This is a genomic window from Actinomyces sp. HMT 175 (assembly GCF_016694895.1).
Classification (GTDB): Bacteria; Actinomycetota; Actinomycetes; order Actinomycetales; family Actinomycetaceae; genus Actinomyces; species Actinomyces oris.
This window is the reverse complement of record NZ_CP068012.1, coordinates 2,267,921-2,286,283: the sequence shown is the minus strand read 5'-3', so window position 1 is coordinate 2,286,283 and position 18,363 is coordinate 2,267,921. Positions and strand designations below refer to the sequence as shown.

At 70.4% G+C, this 18,363-nt stretch carries 16 protein-coding genes; 10 read left to right on the top strand and 6 right to left on the bottom strand.

The window, feature by feature from the left end:
- The first annotated feature begins 113 nt into the window (after positions 1 to 113).
- The 3 genes from mtrA to JJJ14_RS09540 are packed head-to-tail and all read left to right on the top strand — an operon-like array spanning position 114 to position 4,505.
- Positions 114 to 794, top strand: a complete 681-nt coding sequence (gene mtrA, locus JJJ14_RS09550) for an MtrAB system response regulator MtrA (RefSeq protein ID WP_003786992.1) — start codon at positions 114 to 116, stop codon at positions 792 to 794.
- 34 nt (positions 795 to 828) lie between these two features.
- A complete protein-coding gene (mtrB, locus tag JJJ14_RS09545; RefSeq protein ID WP_009747734.1) occupies positions 829 to 2,712 on the top strand; it encodes an MtrAB system histidine kinase MtrB in 1,884 nt (627 codons plus the stop codon).
- Positions 2,709 to 4,505: a GerMN domain-containing protein gene (locus tag JJJ14_RS09540; protein WP_101558792.1), complete on the top strand. Its 1,797-nt coding sequence runs from the start codon at positions 2,709 to 2,711 to the stop codon at positions 4,503 to 4,505. The genes mtrB and JJJ14_RS09540 overlap by 4 nt, the downstream gene beginning before the upstream one ends.
- Before the next feature lie 116 nt (positions 4,506 to 4,621).
- Here the strand turns inward: JJJ14_RS09540 and hpf are convergent, their stop codons facing one another.
- Together hpf and JJJ14_RS09530 are read right to left on the bottom strand one after the other, a co-directional pair.
- Positions 4,622 to 5,272: a ribosome hibernation-promoting factor, HPF/YfiA family gene (gene hpf / locus JJJ14_RS09535; protein ID WP_201443985.1), complete on the bottom strand. Its 651-nt coding sequence runs from the start codon at positions 5,270 to 5,272 to the stop codon at positions 4,622 to 4,624.
- A gap of 216 nt (positions 5,273 to 5,488) precedes the next feature.
- Complete coding sequence (locus tag JJJ14_RS09530) at positions 5,489 to 6,409, bottom strand: ComF family protein (RefSeq protein ID WP_201443984.1); 921 nt, start codon at positions 6,407 to 6,409, stop codon at positions 5,489 to 5,491.
- 330 nt (positions 6,410 to 6,739) lie between these two features.
- Between JJJ14_RS09530 and secA the strand changes: the two genes are divergently transcribed.
- On the top strand, positions 6,740 to 9,574 hold the full coding sequence (gene secA, locus JJJ14_RS09525) for a preprotein translocase subunit SecA (protein ID WP_101558631.1): 2,835 nt from the start codon (positions 6,740 to 6,742) through the stop codon (positions 9,572 to 9,574).
- Positions 9,575 to 9,645: 71 nt separating this feature from the next.
- Here the strand turns inward: secA and JJJ14_RS09520 are convergent, their stop codons facing one another.
- The gene (locus JJJ14_RS09520) at positions 9,646 to 10,161 is read right to left on the bottom strand and encodes an Rv3235 family protein (RefSeq protein ID WP_075375734.1); all 516 of its coding nucleotides are present in this window, start codon (positions 10,159 to 10,161) and stop codon (positions 9,646 to 9,648) included.
- Between the two features lie 109 nt (positions 10,162 to 10,270).
- Entirely contained in the window at positions 10,271 to 11,116 is an 846-nt protein-coding gene (locus JJJ14_RS09515) for a LysM peptidoglycan-binding domain-containing protein (protein WP_201443983.1), read from the bottom strand.
- Positions 11,117 to 11,296: 180 nt separating this feature from the next.
- On the opposite strand from JJJ14_RS09515, the gene JJJ14_RS09510 reads away from it, so the two are divergent.
- Positions 11,297 to 11,845 carry a hypothetical protein gene (locus tag JJJ14_RS09510; RefSeq protein WP_003786977.1) on the top strand — a complete coding sequence of 183 codons (549 nt, stop codon included), beginning with the start codon at positions 11,297 to 11,299 and terminating at the stop codon, positions 11,843 to 11,845.
- Positions 11,846 to 11,868: 23 nt separating this feature from the next.
- On the opposite strand, the gene JJJ14_RS09505 is transcribed toward JJJ14_RS09510, so the two are convergent.
- Positions 11,869 to 12,093 (bottom strand): helix-turn-helix domain-containing protein, encoded by a 225-nt coding sequence (locus JJJ14_RS09505; protein WP_003786975.1) that lies wholly within the window; start codon positions 12,091 to 12,093, stop codon positions 11,869 to 11,871.
- Between the two features lie 200 nt (positions 12,094 to 12,293).
- Here JJJ14_RS09505 and JJJ14_RS09500 point away from each other — a divergent pair, with 200 nt between their 5' ends.
- The 5 genes from JJJ14_RS09500 to rplL all read left to right on the top strand — a co-directional run bounded on the left by JJJ14_RS09500 (position 12,294) and on the right by rplL (position 16,740).
- Entirely contained in the window at positions 12,294 to 12,974 is a 681-nt protein-coding gene (locus tag JJJ14_RS09500) for a hypothetical protein (RefSeq protein WP_101558629.1), read from the top strand.
- Positions 12,971 to 14,854, top strand: a complete 1,884-nt coding sequence (locus JJJ14_RS09495) for an AAA family ATPase (RefSeq protein WP_201443982.1) — start codon at positions 12,971 to 12,973, stop codon at positions 14,852 to 14,854. Before JJJ14_RS09500 ends, JJJ14_RS09495 begins: the two co-directional genes overlap by 4 nt.
- A gap of 83 nt (positions 14,855 to 14,937) precedes the next feature.
- Complete coding sequence (locus JJJ14_RS09490; RefSeq protein ID WP_201443981.1) at positions 14,938 to 15,420, top strand: DUF6912 family protein; 483 nt, start codon at positions 14,938 to 14,940, stop codon at positions 15,418 to 15,420.
- A gap of 345 nt (positions 15,421 to 15,765) precedes the next feature.
- Positions 15,766 to 16,287, top strand: coding sequence for a 50S ribosomal protein L10 (gene rplJ, locus JJJ14_RS09485; protein WP_009407225.1), 522 nt, complete (start codon positions 15,766 to 15,768; stop codon positions 16,285 to 16,287).
- A gap of 63 nt (positions 16,288 to 16,350) precedes the next feature.
- Positions 16,351 to 16,740 carry a 50S ribosomal protein L7/L12 gene (gene rplL, locus JJJ14_RS09480; protein WP_009747839.1) on the top strand — a complete coding sequence of 130 codons (390 nt, stop codon included), beginning with the start codon at positions 16,351 to 16,353 and terminating at the stop codon, positions 16,738 to 16,740.
- 327 nt (positions 16,741 to 17,067) lie between these two features.
- Here the strand turns inward: rplL and JJJ14_RS09475 are convergent, their stop codons facing one another.
- On the bottom strand, positions 17,068 to 18,189 hold the full coding sequence (locus JJJ14_RS09475) for a hypothetical protein (protein ID WP_101558626.1): 1,122 nt from the start codon (positions 18,187 to 18,189) through the stop codon (positions 17,068 to 17,070).
- Positions 18,190 to 18,363 lie beyond the last annotated feature (174 nt).

The following is an 18,363-nucleotide window of genomic DNA, read 5'->3' as shown; positions in this document are numbered from 1 at the left end:
CCGGTTTTTCCCGTAACTGAGGGGATTCTCTTAATTTCCTGGGGAAACTGTGGGCGCCACCTCGGTGGTCCGGGTGTCCCTCGGGTCCTGGGGCTCATGCCAAGATACGGGCTATGAGCACGCGCATTCTGGTCGTCGACGACGATGCATCCCTGGCCGAGATGATCGGCATCATGCTGGAGTCGGAGAGCTACACGCCCACACTTTGTCATGACGGGGCCAAAGCCCTGGACGCCTTCCACGAGGTCAACCCCGATCTGGTCCTGCTCGACCTCATGCTTCCCGGGCTCGACGGCGTCGAGATCTGCCGGCTCATCCGCTCCGAGTCCGACGTGCCGATCATCATGCTGACCGCGCGCACCGACACCCAGGACGTCGTCGCCGGTCTTGAGGCCGGTGCGGACGACTATGTGACCAAGCCCTTCAAGTCCAAGGAGCTGCTGGCCCGTGTCTCCACCCGCCTGCGTCGCACCAACCCCGGTGCGGCCGAGCACGTGCGTGCCGGGGACCTCGACATCGACGTCGCCGGTCACCAGGTCAAGCGCGGCGAGTCGGTCATCTCCCTGACGCCGCTGGAGTTCGAGCTGCTGGTGACTCTGGCCCGGTCGCCGTGGAAGGTCTTCACCCGTGAGGAGCTCCTCAGCCAGGTGTGGGGTTACCAGCACCCGGCCGACACCCGACTGGTCAATGTTCACGTTCAGCGCCTGCGGGCCAAGATCGAGAAGGACCCCGAGCGTCCCTCGATCGTGGTGACGGTGCGCGGTGTCGGCTACAGGGTCGGCGAATCCGCGTGAGCGACGGCGCATCGGGCGCCATACAATGAACCCGATGCGTAATTCAGGGGGCACGTCGATGGGGTCATCGGTGGGCACCGCGGAGGAGCGGCTGGTTCGGCGTCTGCCTCTGCCGGGGCTGCTGCGCCGCAGCCTCGAGGTGCGCATGGTGTGCACCGCCACCGTCATTGGTCTGCTTCTCATTGTGCTGCTGCTGACCTTCGTGACCGACCGGATCCGCTCCGAGGTGTTCGCCGATCAGCGTGACGTCATCCTCGCCGATGCCGCGTTGCGCGCCAGCGTCGCTCAGGCCGAGTTCGACTCGACCACGGCAGTCACTGTCGACGAGGTCTCAGCCGCCGCCGAGCGGCAGGTCAACGGCGCCAAGGACTCGATCTCCTCCTCCGGGGGAGTGGGGGTCCTCATGCTGCGCAACGAGGAGGAGACCTCGACGACGGTCGTCAACGACCTGGAGACCGACACCCGTCTGCGCTCCCTCATCACCCCTGAGATGACCCGGGCCCTCGATGAGGGCGGGGCGCGCGCCCAGTACTGGCAGTCGGTGGCGGTTCCCAACGATGAGGGGGGCACGGATCCGGGGCTCATCGTGGGGACCCGGGTGAGCCTGCCCCTGGCAGGGGAGTACGACCTCTACCTCGTCTACAGCCTGGCCAGCGAGCAGCGCATCGTCTCCCTGGCCTCGCGCAACATCACCATTGGGGGGCTGGGCTTCCTGGCCATCCTCATCGTCGTGGTGTGGGCCTTCACCAGGTGGGTGCTCAGCCCCGTGCGGCACACCGCCCGGGCCGCTGAGCGGCTGGCCTCCGGACTGCTGGCCGAGCGGCTGAGCATCCAGGGGGAGGACGAGATATCCACCCTGGCCAGATCCTTCAACCACATGGCGACCTCGCTGGAGGACCAGATCGAGCGCTTGGAGTCCCTGTCCAAGGTGCAGCGCCTCTTCGTCTCCGACGTCTCCCACGAGCTGCGCACCCCGCTGGCCTCGATCCGCCTGGCCACGGAGCAGATCCAGGACGCGCGCGAGGAGATCTCCGATCCCTTCGCCCTGCGCAGCATCCAGGTCCTGTCCAGCTCGGTGGACCGCTTCGAGACCATGCTCACCGACCTGCTGGACATCTCCCGCATCGACTCCGGGAACGTCAAGCTCCGGCTGGAGGAGATCGACCTCGCCCAGGTGGTCGACACCGTCATCGAGACCACCCAGTTCCACTTCGACGCCACCGGCACCGAGCTGCGCCTCCACCTCCCCGAGGAGCCGGCCACCGCGGAGATCGACGTCACCAGGGTCGAGCGCATCATCCGCAACCTCGTGGTCAACGCGCTCGAGCACGGTGAGGGCAAGCCGATGGACGTCACCGTCGCCGTGGATGCCGATGCGGTGGCGGTGCGGGTGCGCGACCACGGCATCGGCATGAGCCCCGACGTCGTCACCAAGGTCTTCGACCGCTTCTACCGCGCCGACCCCTCGCGCAAGCGCAGCCTGGGAGGCACCGGACTGGGGCTGTCCATCGCCATGGAGGATGCCCGTCTGCACGGCGGGCGCCTCTCGGCCTGGGGGTGGCCGGCCGACGGCTCCTCCTTCCTGCTGGTCCTGCCCCGCACCCAGGGGGCCGACGGCGGTCCCGGCCGGCTCAGCGGCCCCGGCCCCCTCGAGCTCGTCCCGCAGGACGCGCCCGCGGTGGCCCGCGCCGGCATCCCCATCGACGAAGAGTCCTCCTTCTCCCCGGTCGGCCCCCTGGGGCCCGCGCCCGCCACCCGCCGGGCCCGCCAGAGCGTCGTCCTGGGCGACATCCCCCTGGCCGGGGAGAGCCACGACGCGGTCACCGAGGACGTCGGCCGAGTCGTCGTCGTCCTTCCCGGTCAGGAGCCCGCCACCCGCACACCCGAGGAGACCGAGGAAGAGGGGTGGCGCCGATGACGCAGCCGATGAACCGCGACGCGCCCACTCAGGGGCGCAGATCCGCAGAGGCTGCAGAGCCCACCGGGCCCACTGAGCCCACCGGGATCCTCGGAACGGTTCCGGTTGGATTGTCGCGACGCGGCGCGCTGGGGCTGCTCTCGGCCACGGCCGCCGGAGTGCTGGCCGGCTGCACGGCGCTTCCGAGCTCCAGCCGCGTCACCCGCTCCGGAGTGGCCGCCTCCGACACCAACGCCCTCATCGAGACCGCTCCCGGACCGGGTGAGGGGGACTCGGCCGAGGACATCGTCAACGGTTTCCTGCGCGCCACCATCGCAGGGTTCTCCGACGACTTCGCCACCGCCAAGCAGTTCCTCAGCGATCACGCCGTCGCGCAGTGGAAGCCCCTGGAGACGGTGAGCGCCTACAGCGGGTCGACCGAGCCGCAGGTCTCGGTGGCGGCCAACGGCTCCTTCACGGTGACCTCCGGACAGGTGGGGGTGCTCAACTCCCTAGGTGTCTTCACCCCCGCCCCGGAGGGGAGCACCTATACCGGCGAGTTCTCCCTGGCCACCAACTCCACCGGCCAATGGCGCATCGTCGGCCTGCCTCACGGCATCCTGCTGCCCTTGTCCCGACTCATGCAGAACTTCGCGGTCAGCTCCCTGGCCTTCCTGTCCCGGGACCGGTCCAGGTTCGTCCCCGAGCTGCGCTGGTACCCGCGCAGCTCGCAGGCCGACTCCCTGGTCTCCGGGCTGCTGGCCGGGCCCTCGGACTGGCTTGCGAAGGGGGCCTCCAGCCTCATCCCGCGCAACGCCGAGCGGGCGGGGCGGGGGGTCGTCGTCGAGGGCGGCACCGCCACCGTCCACCTGAGCGCGGACTCCGACCCCGCCTCGGAGGACGCCCGCGGGCTCATGGTGGCCCAGATCGAGCAGAGCCTCGTCCAGATCAGCGGCATCGACCACGTGCGCGTGCTCGCCGGCACCGTCGACCTCGGCGCCGCTGCCCAGCTGACACCGATGGCCCCCGAGGTCGGAGGCATCGTGGGGATGTCGGAGGGTTCGGTCGTGCGCGGCACGGGGGCCAGGCGCGTCACCCTGGCCAGTGACCGGGTCCTGGGGACCAGTGACGCGCGTAGCCCGAGCCTGGGGGCCGACGGGGCCGTCTACGCACTGTCGGCCTCCAGCCTGCTGCGCCTGCCCCGGGGGCAGGGCTCCGCCAGCGTCATCCTCTCGGTGGGGGATCCCTCCGCGGGCGCCGGTGGGCTGGGAGCTCCGATGGGTGACCGGCACGGCTGGGCCTGGTTGCTGGCCGAGGGGCGTCTGACCGCCGTCAACGGCTCCGGGCAGCGCGCCACCCTGGAGTCCTCCTGGCTGCAGGACGGCACGGTCGCGGCCTTCGACCTGTCCGTGGAGTCCGAGCGGATCGCCGTGCGGCGAACCGACGGGCGGGTCGCCGTCGCCATCATCATCAGGGACCAGGACGGCCGTCCCACCGGGCTGGGGCCGGCCCTGGAGATGCCCCGCGCCAGTGGGGCGGGCACGCGCGGGCTGTCCTGGTGCGCCCCCAACGCCGTGTGCGTCCTGGCCGCTGCCGGCACCGAGGGCGGGGGCGTGCCGGAGGTGCGTCTGGTCCAGGTCGGCGGGGCGGTCAACACGCTGGTGGGGGTGCGTCGGGCCCGTTCGGTCATCTCCGACCGCTCCGAGGAGTCTCTCCTCATCGTCGACGAGGACGGGCAGACCTGGCAGCGTCGCGGGGCGATGTGGCGGGTGCTCACCGCCGAGGTCACTGACCCCTCCTTCCCCCTGCCCTGAGCCGACGCCTCTGACACGCGCGCCTCTGACACGCGACTCCGGGTGCCCCCGGTCGGTCAGGACCGTGGAGCACCCGGATATCAGGGGCCAACCCCGCGCCGCGGGGCCGGATGGGGCTACAGCACCTGGGCGTCCAGGCGGATGACGCCGTAGGTCCACCCGTGACGGTGGTAGACGGCACAGGGCTGCTTGGAGGACTTCTCGATGAACAGGTAGAAGGGGTGCCCCACGAGCTCCATCTGGTAGAGGGCCTCGTCAACGGTCATCGGCTTGGCCTCGTGCAGCTTCTGACGCACGATCACCGGGGAGTCGCCGAGCTGCGCCTCAACGGCGACACCCGGCTCGGTGGGGGCGGAGGGGGAGTCCTCGATCGGCGCGTCACCGGTGTCGGGGACCAGGGGCTCCTCCACGCCGGGAGCTGCCTGGAGGTCCTCATTCGGTGCGGCCACGGTGTGACGACGGTGGTGGTCCTTCTTGCGGTCCCGGGCCCGGCGAAGGCGCTCGGTCAGCTTGCCCATGGCGATATCAAAAGCGGCGAAGCGGTCCGAGGAGGAGGCCTCCGCCCGGATGATCGGGCCCTTGGAGACGACAGTGATCTCCACTCTCTCGGCGGTGTCGGCCTGGCGCGGGTTGCGCTCGTGGGTGACCTCAACCTCGACGCGCTGGACCCGGGGGTCGAACTGCTCAACCTTGACGGCCTTGTCCTCGACGTAGTCGCGCAGGCGAGAGCTGATCTCAGCGTTACGACCGACGACGGTGATATCCATGCTGGAACCTCTTTCTAGGCTCGTGGGCCGGCCCTGACGGGCCGTGTGCGACAAGTACCCGCCACGTCTCACGGCGGGTTCGGGACTGGTGTCATCACCTCCTGGTCACCTCGTGAGGGCCCTCAGGCACCGAGGCGGGGATCCGGTCGACTGTCCTTGTCGGCGTCGGGAGCCGCCTGTGCGTTGTGCCACATAAGGTACACCATGTGGGGCTGTTCACGCCTCCCTTTCGTGCGCGCCACGCCCGGAAGAAGCCTCCTGATCGCCGCAGGCGGACAAGGTGGAGGCCCTCGGATCCATGCGGCCAGGGGTGCGGCGGCCTGCGGTGATCGCCCGCGGGTCGGCCGGCACTGCGGCACGCGCATGCGCCGGGGGCGGGGCGGCGCTCAGCACCAGGGCGCCCAGGACCCGCCCACCTCCCACCCGCAGCGCCCGGGCGCAGGCCCCCAGAGTGGCCCCGGTGGTCACGACGTCGTCGACCAGCAGGATCGGCAGGCCGGTGACGGCGGCCAGCAGGCGCGGAGCCTGGGCGCGGTTGCCCCGTCGCTGACGGGCGGATCGGCCCGCCTGGTGCGCCCCACCGCCCCGACGGCGCAGCAGGTCCGTGCTCAGCACGAGCGCTGCGGGTTCTTGCCCGGCCCACTGCGCGCAGATTCCCCGGGTGACGGCGTCGGCCAGGTGGGCCGCCACCAGGCGGCCGCGCAGACGGCGCACGATCCCGGAGGGTGCGGGGACCACGACCAGCACCCGCGTGTACCCGGTGGAACCGGTCCAGACCTCTCCGGGAGGGTGCGCCTGCGCCCACCGGCGCCCCAGGTGCCGACCGGATCGGGCCATCACCTCCGACAGGTCCTCCCGGGCACCGTTCTTCCAGCCCAGCACCATGGTGCGCACCGGGCCGGTGTAGGAGGCCAGGGCCCAGATGTCCAGGTCGTCGGCGGCATCGGCGTGCTCCACGGCGAAGGGGGCGGCCTCGAGCAGCTCCCGGCACTGCGGGCACAGCGCCGTCTCCCAGCGCCCACAGCCCGCACAGCTGGTTGGCAGGCCCAGCGACAGGGCCGGGGAGAAATCCGCCGACAGGCCCAGTGGTGGGCCGAGTGCGGCGGGACGGCGGGGCTTGCGGCGACGGTGCTCCATGTCCCCACTGTGACGCAGGCGGAACCTTCCCGCTCCTGGCGGCGCTCGCGTTCCACACCACGAGGGGACGGCCGTCGTCGTCGTCCCCTGTGGCCCCGTGCCCCACCTGTGTCCTCGGTGGGAAGAATCTCGGTGCTGGAAAGACCGCCGCCCAGCGAGGTCCACTAGAGTACGGAGGCAGGTAGCCGGTGAGACCTGAGCCCATACCGAGCCGATCCTGAGCCGATTCCGCGTCGATTTCGAGTTGATTCCGAGTCGGCCGACTCGACCGATACGGCCTGCGTCTCATCGTCGCTCTTCGCAATCTGACGTCCCAAGGGAGAATGCAGCGTGTCGATCGTGGACCGGATCCTTCGCATTGGCGAGGGCCGCACCCTGAAGAAGCTTGATGCCATCGCCGATCAGGTGGAGGCTCTCGCCGACGAGTACAGCGAGCTCTCCGACGCCGAGCTGCGCGAAATGACTGATGAGCTCAAGGAGCGCTACCAGGACGGCGGGGAGAGCCTCGACGACCTGCTGCCCGAGGCCTTCGCCACGGTCGTGGAGGCGGCCGACCGCGTCCTGGGCATGCGCCCCTACCACGTCCAGATCATGGGTGGGGCGGCCCTCCACCGCGGCAACATCGCCGAGATGAAGACCGGTGAGGGCAAGACCCTCGTGGCCACGATGCCCTCCTACCTGCGGGCCCTGACCGGCAAGGGCGTCCACGTCGTGACCGTCAACGACTACCTCGCCGAGTACCAGTCCGACCTCATGGGGCGCGTCCACCGCTTCCTGGGGCTGACCACCGGCTGCATCCTCGTGGGCCAGACGCCCGCCGAGCGCCGGGAGCAGTACGCCTGCGACATCACCTACGGCACCAACAACGAGTTCGGCTTCGACTACCTGCGCGACAACATGGCCCAGCGCCCCGAGGACCTGGTCCAGCGCGGCCACGCCTTCGTCATCGTCGACGAGGTCGACTCCATCCTCATCGACGAGGCCCGCACCCCGCTCATCATCTCTGGTCCGGCCAGCGGCGACGTCAACAAGTGGTACAAGGAGTTCGCCACGATCTCCGAGCGCCTGCGCCCGGGCAAGGACTACGAGGTTGACGAGAAGAAGCGCACCGTGGGTGTGCTCGCCGCCGGCATCGAGCGGGTCGAGGACTACCTCGGGGTGGACAACCTCTACGAGTCGGAGAACACCCCCCTGATCGGCTTCCTCAACAACGCCATCAAGGCCAAGGAGCTCTTCCACCGGGACAAGGACTACATCGTGCGCGACGGTGAGGTCCTCATCGTCGACGAGCACACCGGCCGCGTCCTGCCCGGCCGCCGCTACAACGAGGGCATGCACCAGGCCATCGAGGCCAAGGAGCGTGTGGAGATCAAGGCCGAGAACCAGACTCTGGCCACCATCACTCTCCAGAACTACTTCCGCCTCTACCCCGAGGGCTCGCGCTCGGGCATGACCGGTACCGCCGAGACCGAGGCCGCCGAGTTCGCCGGCACCTACAAGATCGGCGTCGTCCCGATCCCCACCAACAAGCCCATGATCCGTCAGGACCAGCCCGACCTCGTCTACACCACCGTCGAGGCCAAGCTCGACGCCGTCGTCGACGACATCGCCGAGCGCCACGAGCTCGGCCAGCCGGTCCTGGTGGGAACCACCAGCGTGGAGAAGTCGGAGATCCTCTCCGAGCGTCTGCGCGAGCAGGGCATCCCTCACGAGGTCCTCAACGCCAAGCAGCACGCCCGCGAGGCCGCCGTCGTGGCCATGGCCGGCCGCAAGGGCGCCGTCACCGTCGCCACCAACATGGCCGGACGCGGAACCGACATCATGCTGGGCGGCAACGCCGAGCACATCGCGGTCTCCGCCCTCAAGGAGGCCGGTCTGGACCCCGAGGAGAACGCCGAGGAGTACGAGAAGGCCTGGCCGCAGGCCCTGGCCGCCGCCAAGGAGGCCTGCCGGGCCGAGCATGACGAGGTCGTCGAGCTCGGCGGTCTCTACGTGCTGGGCACCGAGCGTCACGAGTCGCGGCGTATCGACAATCAGCTGCGCGGCCGCTCCGGCCGTCAGGGGGACCCGGGCGAGTCCCGCTTCTACCTGTCCATGGAGGACGACCTCATGCGCATGTTCGCCTCCGGGCTCGCCCAGCGCATCATGTCCTCGGGCGCCTACCCCGACGACGTCCCCCTGGAGTCCAAGATGGTCACTCGCGGCATCGCCGGGGCCCAGCGCCAGGTGGAGTCGCGCAACTACGAGATCCGCAAGAACGTCCTCAAGTACGACGACGTCATGACCGAGCAGCGCGAGAAGGTCTACTCCGAGCGCCGTCAGGTCCTGGACGGTGAGGACCTGGAGCCCCAGATCGAGGCCTTCCGGGCCCAGGCCGTCACCTCCATCGTCGAGGCCGGCACGGCCGAGGGCCGTCCCGACGAGTGGGACCTGGACGCCCTGTGGGGAGAGCTCGGCCGCCTCTACCCGGTGGGCCTGACCCAGGACGAGGTCGTCGAGGCGCTGGGCGGCAAGAACGCACTGACCTCGGAGCGCCTCATCGAGGAGCTCACTGAGGACGTCGCTGTCGCCTACGAGGACGCCGAGGCCCGCATCGAGGCCAACGCCCTGGCCCATGTCCAGCTCGGTGAGGACCCCATGCGCACCCTGGAGCGCCGCATCCTGCTGGCCGTGGTGGACAAGCGCTGGCGGGAGCACCTCTACGAGATGGACTACCTCAAAGAGGGTATCGGTCTGCGGGCCATGGCCCAGCGCGACCCCCTCGTGGAGTACGCCAACGAGGGTGCCCGCATGTTCCGGGCGATGATGGAGGGGATCCGCGAGGAGACCGTCGAGCAGATCTTCGCCAACGTCGCCCGCTTCGACGCCGCCGCCCAGCGCGCCGCCGAGGACGGCACCGTCGAGGCCGCCCAGGCGGTCGCCAAGGCCAACGCCACCGCAGCGGCCGGCATCCGCGTGGGCCAGGCCGGCGGCCAGGGGCGCGGTACGGTTCTGGGGGACACCGGGCAGGCGTCCATGGAGCAGCGGGTCACCTACTCCGGCCCCAGCGAGTCCGGCGAGGAGGAGACCTCCGGGGCCTCCTCGCGCAGGGCCTCCCGTTCCGGCGCCGACTCCGGCGGCAACCGGGCCGAGCGTCGTCGCTCCAGGAAGAAGCGCCGGCACTGAGGCTCAGCGCGAGCTGACACGACTGTCAATGATCCCGTCGGAACCCGGCAACCAACCGGGGTTCGGCGGGATCACGCCATCTCCAGGCCGGTGAGGATCCAGCGTTCGCGCAGCAGCTCCAGGCGCGCTGCCGCGGCTCGGACCCGGTTGCCCTCCTCCAGCAGGACAGTGGCCTCGCAGGCTCCCGACATGGTCAGCTCGGTGCGCACGCTACGGATGCGTGGACGTCGTGGGCTGGACTGGCCTCCCAGGATCCGGGCGGCCAGCCCCGCCCGACGGGCGAGGGCCTCGAACAGGGAGGGGCTGGTCCAACGGACCAGGTGGTCCACCGGGCGCAGCCCGGCCAGGACCTCGCTGGCGGCCGTCACCACGATGGCGGCGGTGCGCGAGGCGTCAGTGCCGGCGGCGGGCCACTGCGTCAGGGGCGCACCCCGCGTGACGGAGCCTGCGTCGTTCACGGGCTTGGAGGGTTTGTGCGGAACCGCACGAGTCGGCGTCGGGTGGCTCGGTGTGGGGCGGCTACGACGTTGAGCGTCGGTCTTGCGGCGTGCGGGGCGGGTGGCTTGGACAGTGGTGGTCGCGGTCATGGTGGGCTCCTGGGAGTGGGAGGGTGCCCCGTGGGCACGGAGTGCGAAGTGGAATGGGGAAGGTGTTCGGGGCCTGCGGTGGGGGCCGCCGGCGCTGGTGCGGTGCGGTTCATCGTGATGGCGCCTGACCTCCTGCCGGTGTGCTCGGTGCGGACAAGGAGTCCGGGACGTTCAGGACCGTGCCGGGCCGGATCAGCGAGGGGTCGGCGCCGATGGCCTCGGAGTTGGCGCGGTACAGGGCCGGCCAGTCCTGTGCGATCTGTGCGGGGGCGGAGCCGGTGGGCAGGAGGTGAGCGGTGATGGACCACAGGCTCTCGCCGGGCGCGACGGTATGAGTGGGGCTCGAGGAGGGTGGGGCGTCGGGGCCGGTAGGGGGCTGCGCCGCCTGGCTGCCCGGTGGTGTCGAGTCTGCCGACTGGCTTGCGCCCTCCGAGTCGCTCGAACCGGTCGAAGTGCTCGACGGGGACTGATCGGCCGGCGTCGACGGCGTCGAGGACTGCGACGGCGGTGAGGCGGGCGCCGAGCTGGTGGGGCGCCATCCCAGGTCATCCCCGCCACTGGCCTCCTCGCTGGCCAGCGCCGGCGCCGAGGACAGGGAGACGAGCAGCGCGGAGGCGACGATGCGTCTGACCGCTGGCGCTCCCCAGGCCTCGAGGGCTCTGGCTGCCAGCGCATAGGCGCCGCCGCGACAGCGCTTGTCGGGGTCGTTCGCCCCGGGGCACGTCATGAGTGCCAGGAGGGCCGAGACCGCGTGCCACAGGGCCCCCAGGGCCCCGCATGTGCAGGTGCCGGCCACCACGGCGTTCGACAGGTCGCTCAGTCCCCAGGCCTGTGGCGGGACCTGCACGAGCTGCTCCGCGGCGCCGTGGGCCGTGCGTCCCAGAACTATCAGGACGGCCCCTGACGCTGCGGCCAGGAGCGTCAGTCGTTGACGAGCTCCCATGTCACCCTCCATCGCCGATGATGTCGTTTGATGATGTTAGGTGTACGCCTATGGTTTGATGATGTCAATAGTGATGATATGACATGCTGTGTGCTGAGTCGTGGTAATGGGGTGGGAGTGGTGCTGGAGGCACGTGGCCTGAGCCGCTTCGGAGTGCTTTCCTCGGCGTGCGGACTGTGGTGAGGTGGGCCTATGGACTGGGACGCGATGATTGCCGACCTGGAGAGCAGCTTCGATGCTGAGCGCCGTGCGGACCTGGTGGCTCAGAGCGTCGAGCTCGCGGAGGCCGAGCACGCCTCCATCGAGCTCGTCGACCGTCTGCGAGGCTCGGTGGGCCGACTCATCCACCTGCGGACTCGCGGCGGTGTCCCCGTCGACGGTGTGGCCTGCCGGGTGGAGCCCTCCTACGTCCTCGTCGATGAGGGGGAGGGGCTGCAGGCCGTCGTCCCGGTGAGCGCGGTGGCCACCGTGGCGTCACTGGCCGGTCCGGCGCCCCGGGACGGCCGCCGTCGGCCCACGCTGACGGCCCTGATGCGTGAGATCGCCCGACGCGGAGCGCGGGTGCGCCTGGTGCTGGGCTCCGGAGAAGTGGTGGGGCGGCTGGTCCGGGTGGGAGCGGACCATGTCGATGTCGCCGTCGACCCTGAGGGCGGCATTCGCTCGCGTCGCGCTCCCGGGGTGGGCGGCGCAGGGGTTGTCAGCGTCATGACCGCTGCGATCGAGGTGCTGCGCAGTCGCTGACGTCGGCTAGCGGGCAGAGAGGTTCAGGGCGCCCCGTCCTCGTTCCAGCCCGCGGCGACCATGGCCCTGGTGGAGGCGAGCTGGCGCTGGATGTAGTCCTCCAGGGCCTGGTCCTCGATGCGCCAGAGCTTGCGGGCGCCGACCTGAATGGCGGGAAGGTCGCCGGTGCGGATGAGAGCGCGCACGGCCTGGGCGGAGAGCTGAAGCTGCTCGGCGACGTCGGCGATGGTCAGGAATCGTGTGCTCATACCACGATGATCCCACTGCTGGATCCGCTCCACAATTCTTAAAGACACTTGTGGATAACCTTGAGGTACTATTTTATCCCAACGATGATTGCAGGAGATCAAGGAGGATTCCCGTGATGTCATCTCGCCGCAGTCGAACCCTGACCGGTCCTGAGCGTCCCCGCGGTCGTTGGCGCCGGCCTGCCTGGAAGGATCCGCGTATGGCTGGGGGAGTGGTGCTGGTGGCCGGGGCCGTGGCCCTGGGGGCTTGGGCGGTCGACGCGGCCGCTGATACCACTCGCGTCTACGTCCTCTCCCAGGACGTCGCTCCCGGGACGGACCTGACTGCCGACGGCATTCTTACGGTGGTCGAGGCCCATCCCGGCACCGATGCCTACGTCGAGGCCGGGCACCTGCCGGACGGCGCCGTGTCCACACGCTCCATGCGCAAGGGAGAGCTGCTGGCTGCGGCGGCCGTCAACAGCGGCCGGGAGCAGGAGCTGCGGCCGGTGGTCCTCACTGTCGCCTCCAACCTGCCGGCCTCGACCAAGGTCGGCGACTACGTCGATCTGTGGATCGTGCCCAAGGAGGGCGTGGCGGGCCGGCCCGCAGCCCAGGCGCCTGCCGCCGGGCAGACCGGGCAGACCGGGCAAAGTGGACAGGGAGGCCAAGGCGACCAGTCGGGGCAGGCCGAGGGGACTGGAGCCCGCCGCGTGGCCACAGGGCTGGTCATCGCCTCAGTCGGTGAGACCAGCAAGGGGTTGATCTCCGGACCCGGCACCGGGGTGGAGGTCAAGGTTCCCGAGGCCTCCCTCGCCGCCGTTCTCAGCGCCGTCGGTCAGGAGGGGGCGCTCGTCCTGGTTCCCACCGGCCAGGAAGCGCCGGCGGAGAAGGCCTCGTGAGCGCCCCGGGCGCCGGAGTCCTCCTGGCTCTCAGCGGCGACGACGCCGGGATCCTGCGGGCGCTGAGCCAGGCGGGAAGCGGGCTGTGCGTCGTGCGCCGATGCGCCGACCTGCCAGAGCTGCTCTCAGCGGGGATGGCCGGACTGGCGGGCTTCGCCCTGCTGGACACCGGTTTCGATGAGATCGACCGCACCGTCCTGGACCGGCTCGCGCGCGCGGGCCTGAGCGGAATGCTCCTGGTGGAGGCCCACGAGGAGGAGCGCTGGCGCAGTGCGGGGTGGCCGATTCTCCGGCGCGACACGGAGCCCGGCCGGATCTGTGCGGCGCTGCAGGACCTTGTGCGTCGTGGTGGGGTCTCCGGCGTGGCCCCCACCGGGAGCGGGCCGGCAGCTGACGGTGCCGACTGGCTGAGCGCCGCCACCCCCGCTTCGACGGAACCGAACACGGAACCGCACACGGAATCGAACACTGCCGCCCAGGAGACCGCCTGGCTCGAAGAGCTGTGGCGCCAGTCGCCCGGCTCCCCTGAGGGCGGGACGGCGCCGTCGCAGCTGCACCGGGTCTCCAACGACGCCGGAGCCGAGGAGGACACGGGGCAGGACCGGCTGCGCGGCCGGGAGCAGGCCGCCGCGGATACGCCGGAGCCTGTGCTGCCGGTCGCGGCGAGCCCGGCGGGTGACGAGCGTGGAGGGAGGATCGTCCTGGTGTGGGGGCCTCATGGTGCTCCCGGACGCTCGACGGTCGCTGTCTCCGTCGCTCACGGCCTGGCCGCCTGCGGCGGTGCGATCCTCGTGGATGCAGACGTCGAGGCTCCCAGCCTCGTCCAGCTCCTCGGCATGCCGGAGGACTCCTCGGCCCTGGCCGGGGCCGCCCGTCTGGCCACCCACGGCCGCCTTGACGCGGAGAGCTTTCGACGAATCCTGGCTCCGGTGGGCGATGGGCTCTTCCTGCTGGGCGGCCTGGGCAGGTCCGGGCGCTGGCGCGAGCTGCCACCGGCCTCGATGACCGAGGTGTGGGCACAGTGCCGCCGGGCCGCGGCCTGGACCGTCGTCGACGTCGCCGGCGGGCCCGCCGATGACGACGTCGACGACTTCACCCTTGAGCCTGGACGTGGGGCCGTGACGGCCGACCTGGTGTCGCACGCCGACGTCATCCTGGTCGTCGGCGGGGCCGACCCCGTCGGGGTGCGCCGGCTGCTCCAGCTCCTCGATGAGATGGGGGCCTCCATGAACCCCGCAGGCCGGGTCGAGGTCGTCATCAACCGGGTGCGGGCCTCGGCCGCAGGACCTTCTCCCCAGCAGGCTCTGCGAGAGGCCCTGGCGCGTTTCGGCGGGCTGGAGGACATTGTGCTCCTGCCCGATGATGCGGCAACGGCCGACGCCTGCCTGCTTCAGGGGTGCACTGTCCTGGAGCAGGCGCCCGCCAGCGCACTGGGCAAGGCCCTCAGCGCACTGGTCGACCGTATCGATCCGCAGGTCGCAGCGGTACGCAGGGCCGCCTCCCCGCGTCGTTCCCTGCTGTGGCGCTCCAAGCGGCGCGGTGGGCGCCGGGACCGCAGGAGTTCTGCGGCCCAGGCCGCGACCGGCAGAAGCAGGAGCCGCTCGAACGCGCGCAGCGCGGGTGCGAGGCGCCGCCGCCGAGGCGGGGACGGGGGACAGGTGGTCGGTGAACGACCGCCGGTTCCCCAGGCGCCCAGCGGACTCATCCAGGCGCTGCCGCAGTCGCCTCCGGGCCTGCCACCATCGATCCAGCCGGCGAGCCAGCCAGTGAACCAGCCGCAGAGGCCGGTCCTCGGCTCGCCGCACCAACCCGGGACAGAGTCGAGTACGGGAACGCCCCCGAGGTCGGCACCGCCGGGAACTGGTCGACACCGCTACTGAGAACCGGAGTGCGAGCGGTGCCGGGGGGCCGCCCGGCTGCTTCGGGGAAGGGGGTGAGCGCGGAGGTAGGGCAGACTGGGCGCATGCGCATCTACCTGCCCGCCACCGCCGCCCACCTGCGTGCAAGCGTCCTGGGCTCCTCGCACCAGCCGCTCACGGCTCACGCCGCCACCCCCGCCCTCGCCCAGGCCCTGCCCGAGGAGGATGAGGAGGGCTTGGAGGTCTCCGCCTCGCTGTGCGCCGCCGACGCCTCCGTCGTCCTGCTGGCCGAGCCCGAGGCCGCAGGGCTGGCCGACCGGCGCATCGTCATCGCGGCCGACGTCGATGCCGAGAACGTACGTGAGCTTCCCGTGGAGGGCGACGTCCTGCCCGGCACGATCGAGGTCACCGGTGAGATCTCCTGGGAGGACGTCGCCGCCCTGCTCGTGGACGAACCCGAGGCGCAGGACGATGTACGAGCCGCCCGGCTCGGTGACGAGGACGCCTTCGAGCGCGCCGCCGAGGCCGACCTGCTCTGGTACGACGTCACGGAGCGGGAGGCGCTGGCCGAGAGCCTCGGCGTCTGACCGGGCCGGCATCGCAGGTCAGTGCGGGGCGCGTCCGCGTCCGACGTCGGACTGCCCGCTGCCCCCGAACCCAGGCCGACCGGGGGTGCTTTCGTCCAGCATTCGCGGTGACGTGACCAGTTCCACGGCCGCCTGCCTTGCGCCGCGGAGGTCGCTGCTGGGTAAGGTGCTCTCTGCCAAAGACCGCAGGTCGCCCGCTCCGGCGGGACCAAGTCCACATCGGGTGGGGCCGGCGCAGGTGAGAACGAGACTTCTTCGGGCATGCCCGAATTCAAGCCCCGTGCCCACCGGCGCGGGGCTTTTCCAGTGAATGGACCCCTGCGGCATACCACGGAAGGAGGGCCCATGGCACGGCCTGACAAGGAAGCAGCCGTTGCTGCACTGGCGGACAAGTTCCGTCAGGCTGACGCGGTCCTGCTGACTGAGTACCGGGGACTGAGCGTCGCCCAGCTCAAGGAGCTGCGTCGTTCCCTCGCCGGTAACGCCGAGTACACCGTGGTGAAGAACACGCTTGCTGCGATCGCCGCCCGCCAGGTCGGGCTCGAGGACTTCGCCGACGACCTCACGGGCCCCTCCGCCCTGACGTTCGTCACCGGTGAGCCGGTCGAGGCCGCCAAGGCTCTGCGTGACTTCGCCAAGGACAACCAGCAGCTCGTCATCAAGGGCGGTGTCATGGACGGCGCCGTGCTGTCCGCCGACGGCGTTGACAAGCTTGCCTCTCTCGAGTCCCGCGAGGTGCTGCTCGCCAAGACCGCGGGCGCCATCAAGGCGTCCCTGTCCAAGGCTGCGTACCTCTTCGCCGCACCGGCCTCCAAGGCCGTGCGCACCGTCGACGCCCTGCGCGAGAAGCAGGAGACCGCGGCCTGAGGCCGCACGCGTCATCCACCAACCCTGCGCGCGCAGGAACCTGATAAGGAAGGAACGCCCATCATGGCGAAGCTGACCACCGAAGAGCTCATCGAGCAGTTCAAGGAGCTCACCCTCATCGAGCTGTCCGAGTTCGTCAAGGCCTTCGAGGAGACCTTCGACGTTACCGCCGCCGCTCCGGCCGCCGTGGCCGTTGCCGCCGCCCCCGGCGCTGCCGGTGGCGACGCCGCCGCCGAGGAGAAGGACGAGTTCGACGTCATTCTCGAGGCCGCCGGCGACAAGAAGATCCAGGTCATCAAGGAGGTGCGCGCTCTGACCTCCCTCGGCCTGAAGGAGGCCAAGGAGCTCGTCGACGGCGCTCCCAAGCCCGTCCTCGAGGGCGCCAACAAGGAGGCCGCCGAGAAGGCCAAGGAGCAGCTCGAGGGCGCCGGCGCCACCGTCACCCTCAAGTGAGTCTCCCCCCGCTGCCTGAGGCGGCCTGAGGGTCGCCGAGGGCCGGGGAAGCCCATCTTCACCGGGTCCCGTCCACCATGAGGTGGGCGGGACCCGGTCGTGTTCCGGGGGCCTGGTGCTGTCCGGCCTCCGTGTGCTTCGACGTCGTCGGGCTCGGGGTGCTGGGAATCGGGGACGTACATGTGCGCCGAGGACTGCGATGTCCTCCAGGTCACTGAGGTCCGTCCCCAGTGGTCTGGGGGAGAACGCAGTCGCCGATCGGAAAGTACGTTCCCGACGTCGGCACTCCGGTCGATGGACCCCGAGGCGACGTCGAGAGCCGCGACCTCATGGCACCAGCACTCCGGGTGGACGCTCGCCCCACAGTCCGCCACCTTGAAGCCCGGCCACCGGCGAGAGGCGGGAGACCACCCCCAGGGGGAACATCGACAGCAACCGGTCCGCCTGGGTGCGCATGTCGCTGAGCGAGGACCACGTCGCCCGGAAGAACCTCCACCCCAGCGACTCGAGCTCGTCCTGGCGGAGCTTCTCGAGGAAGACGTCCTCCTGGGTGTGGTACTTGGTGCGGCCGTCGAACTCCGCGACGACATGGTGATCGGGCCAACCCAGGTCCAGGAAGCGGTCCTTGGACAGCCCCGGAACCGGGTACTGGGCGATGGCCTGAGGCAGCCCTACCACGAGCGTCATCCACCGCAGCACACTCTCCCCGGGCGAGACCGCCCAAGGGGTGGCGGCGGCCAGTACCGCACGCGCCTGCGCTATCCCTCGCCGCCCCCGATGACGTGCCACGAGCTCCTCCCAGCAGGCGTGAGCCGAGCGCAGCCGCGTGGCGCAGGAATCTCGGTGCCACGGATCGGGTCGGCAGTGCTGGTTCAGAGCCGCATCGGCGATGGAGAGCGCGTTGAACGGGGGCTCGTCGCAGGCGCAGTCGAAGGCGGTGCGCAACACGGACGTGACGGGAACCCCTCCAACCGTCTCGATCTCCTCGTCGCGCAGCTGAAGCCGGCGACGGTGCATTCGGATCGGGGTGGCCTCGGGGTGCGCGGGATCGATAGGAGCGGGTACTCCCGACGACGGGTACCGGAAGGCGGGCAGTGTCGTTGTGGTCAGACGTGGGTTACCGGAGACGGCGAGGTAGACGTCCGGCTCACCTGTCCACATCGCCAGGCCATGAATCAGGGCGGCCGATGTGTGAGACAGACAGGTGGCGGAGGGGAGGAGTTGTTGCGCGGCAATCGCACGCGCTAAGGACACCATGAACCGCTGCTCCCAGCGTCGCCTGCCCGGGACTGCGTGCAGGTAGGCCCCCGGCATGAGTCGCAGCAGATCAGGATTGCGCGACGCGTGGAAGCGCTTGCGGCCGCCTGAGTAGATGATGGTCGGCCGAAGGTGCGCCGGGATCGGGCAGATGGGAGTGGGGCGGCTGGCAGTGGTGGCGACGGGGCTCATGCAGCGAGTCTTCTCAAGAGTTTCGGGGCATGGCGAGTGCAGAGCCCCGTGGGTGTGGACTCGCCGGAGTCTGAAGGCAGGAGTGCTTCGCTGTGGATCCCGCAGTGACCACTGAAAGCCCGCTTCCCGGACGAGATGCGGGACCGACGTGCTCGTCGCGACGTCGTCGGGTTG

Bases quoted from the DNA above. Each gene is read 5' to 3' on its own strand.
- JJJ14_RS09520 (WP_075375734.1), bottom strand. From the start codon at position 10,161: ATGACCGCGACCACCACTGTCCAAGCCACCCGCCCCGCACGCCGCAAG.
- mtrA (WP_003786992.1), top strand. From the start codon at position 114: ATGAGCACGCGCATTCTGGTCGTCGACGACGATGCATCCCTGGCCGAG.
- mtrB (WP_009747734.1), top strand. From the start codon at position 829: ATGCGTAATTCAGGGGGCACGTCGATGGGGTCATCGGTGGGCACCGCG.
- JJJ14_RS09540 (WP_101558792.1), top strand. From the start codon at position 2,709: ATGACGCAGCCGATGAACCGCGACGCGCCCACTCAGGGGCGCAGATCC.
- rplJ (WP_009407225.1), top strand. From the start codon at position 15,766: ATGGCACGGCCTGACAAGGAAGCAGCCGTTGCTGCACTGGCGGACAAG.
- JJJ14_RS09515 (WP_201443983.1), bottom strand. From the start codon at position 11,116: ATGGAGGGTGACATGGGAGCTCGTCAACGACTGACGCTCCTGGCCGCA.
- JJJ14_RS09475 (WP_101558626.1), bottom strand. From the start codon at position 18,189: ATGAGCCCCGTCGCCACCACTGCCAGCCGCCCCACTCCCATCTGCCCG.
- rplL (WP_009747839.1), top strand. From the start codon at position 16,351: ATGGCGAAGCTGACCACCGAAGAGCTCATCGAGCAGTTCAAGGAGCTC.
- hpf (WP_201443985.1), bottom strand. From the start codon at position 5,272: ATGGATATCACCGTCGTCGGTCGTAACGCTGAGATCAGCTCTCGCCTG.
- JJJ14_RS09500 (WP_101558629.1), top strand. From the start codon at position 12,294: ATGGCTGGGGGAGTGGTGCTGGTGGCCGGGGCCGTGGCCCTGGGGGCT.
- JJJ14_RS09505 (WP_003786975.1), bottom strand. From the start codon at position 12,093: ATGAGCACACGATTCCTGACCATCGCCGACGTCGCCGAGCAGCTTCAG.
- JJJ14_RS09510 (WP_003786977.1), top strand. From the start codon at position 11,297: ATGGACTGGGACGCGATGATTGCCGACCTGGAGAGCAGCTTCGATGCT.
- JJJ14_RS09490 (WP_201443981.1), top strand. From the start codon at position 14,938: ATGCGCATCTACCTGCCCGCCACCGCCGCCCACCTGCGTGCAAGCGTC.
- JJJ14_RS09530 (WP_201443984.1), bottom strand. From the start codon at position 6,409: ATGGAGCACCGTCGCCGCAAGCCCCGCCGTCCCGCCGCACTCGGCCCA.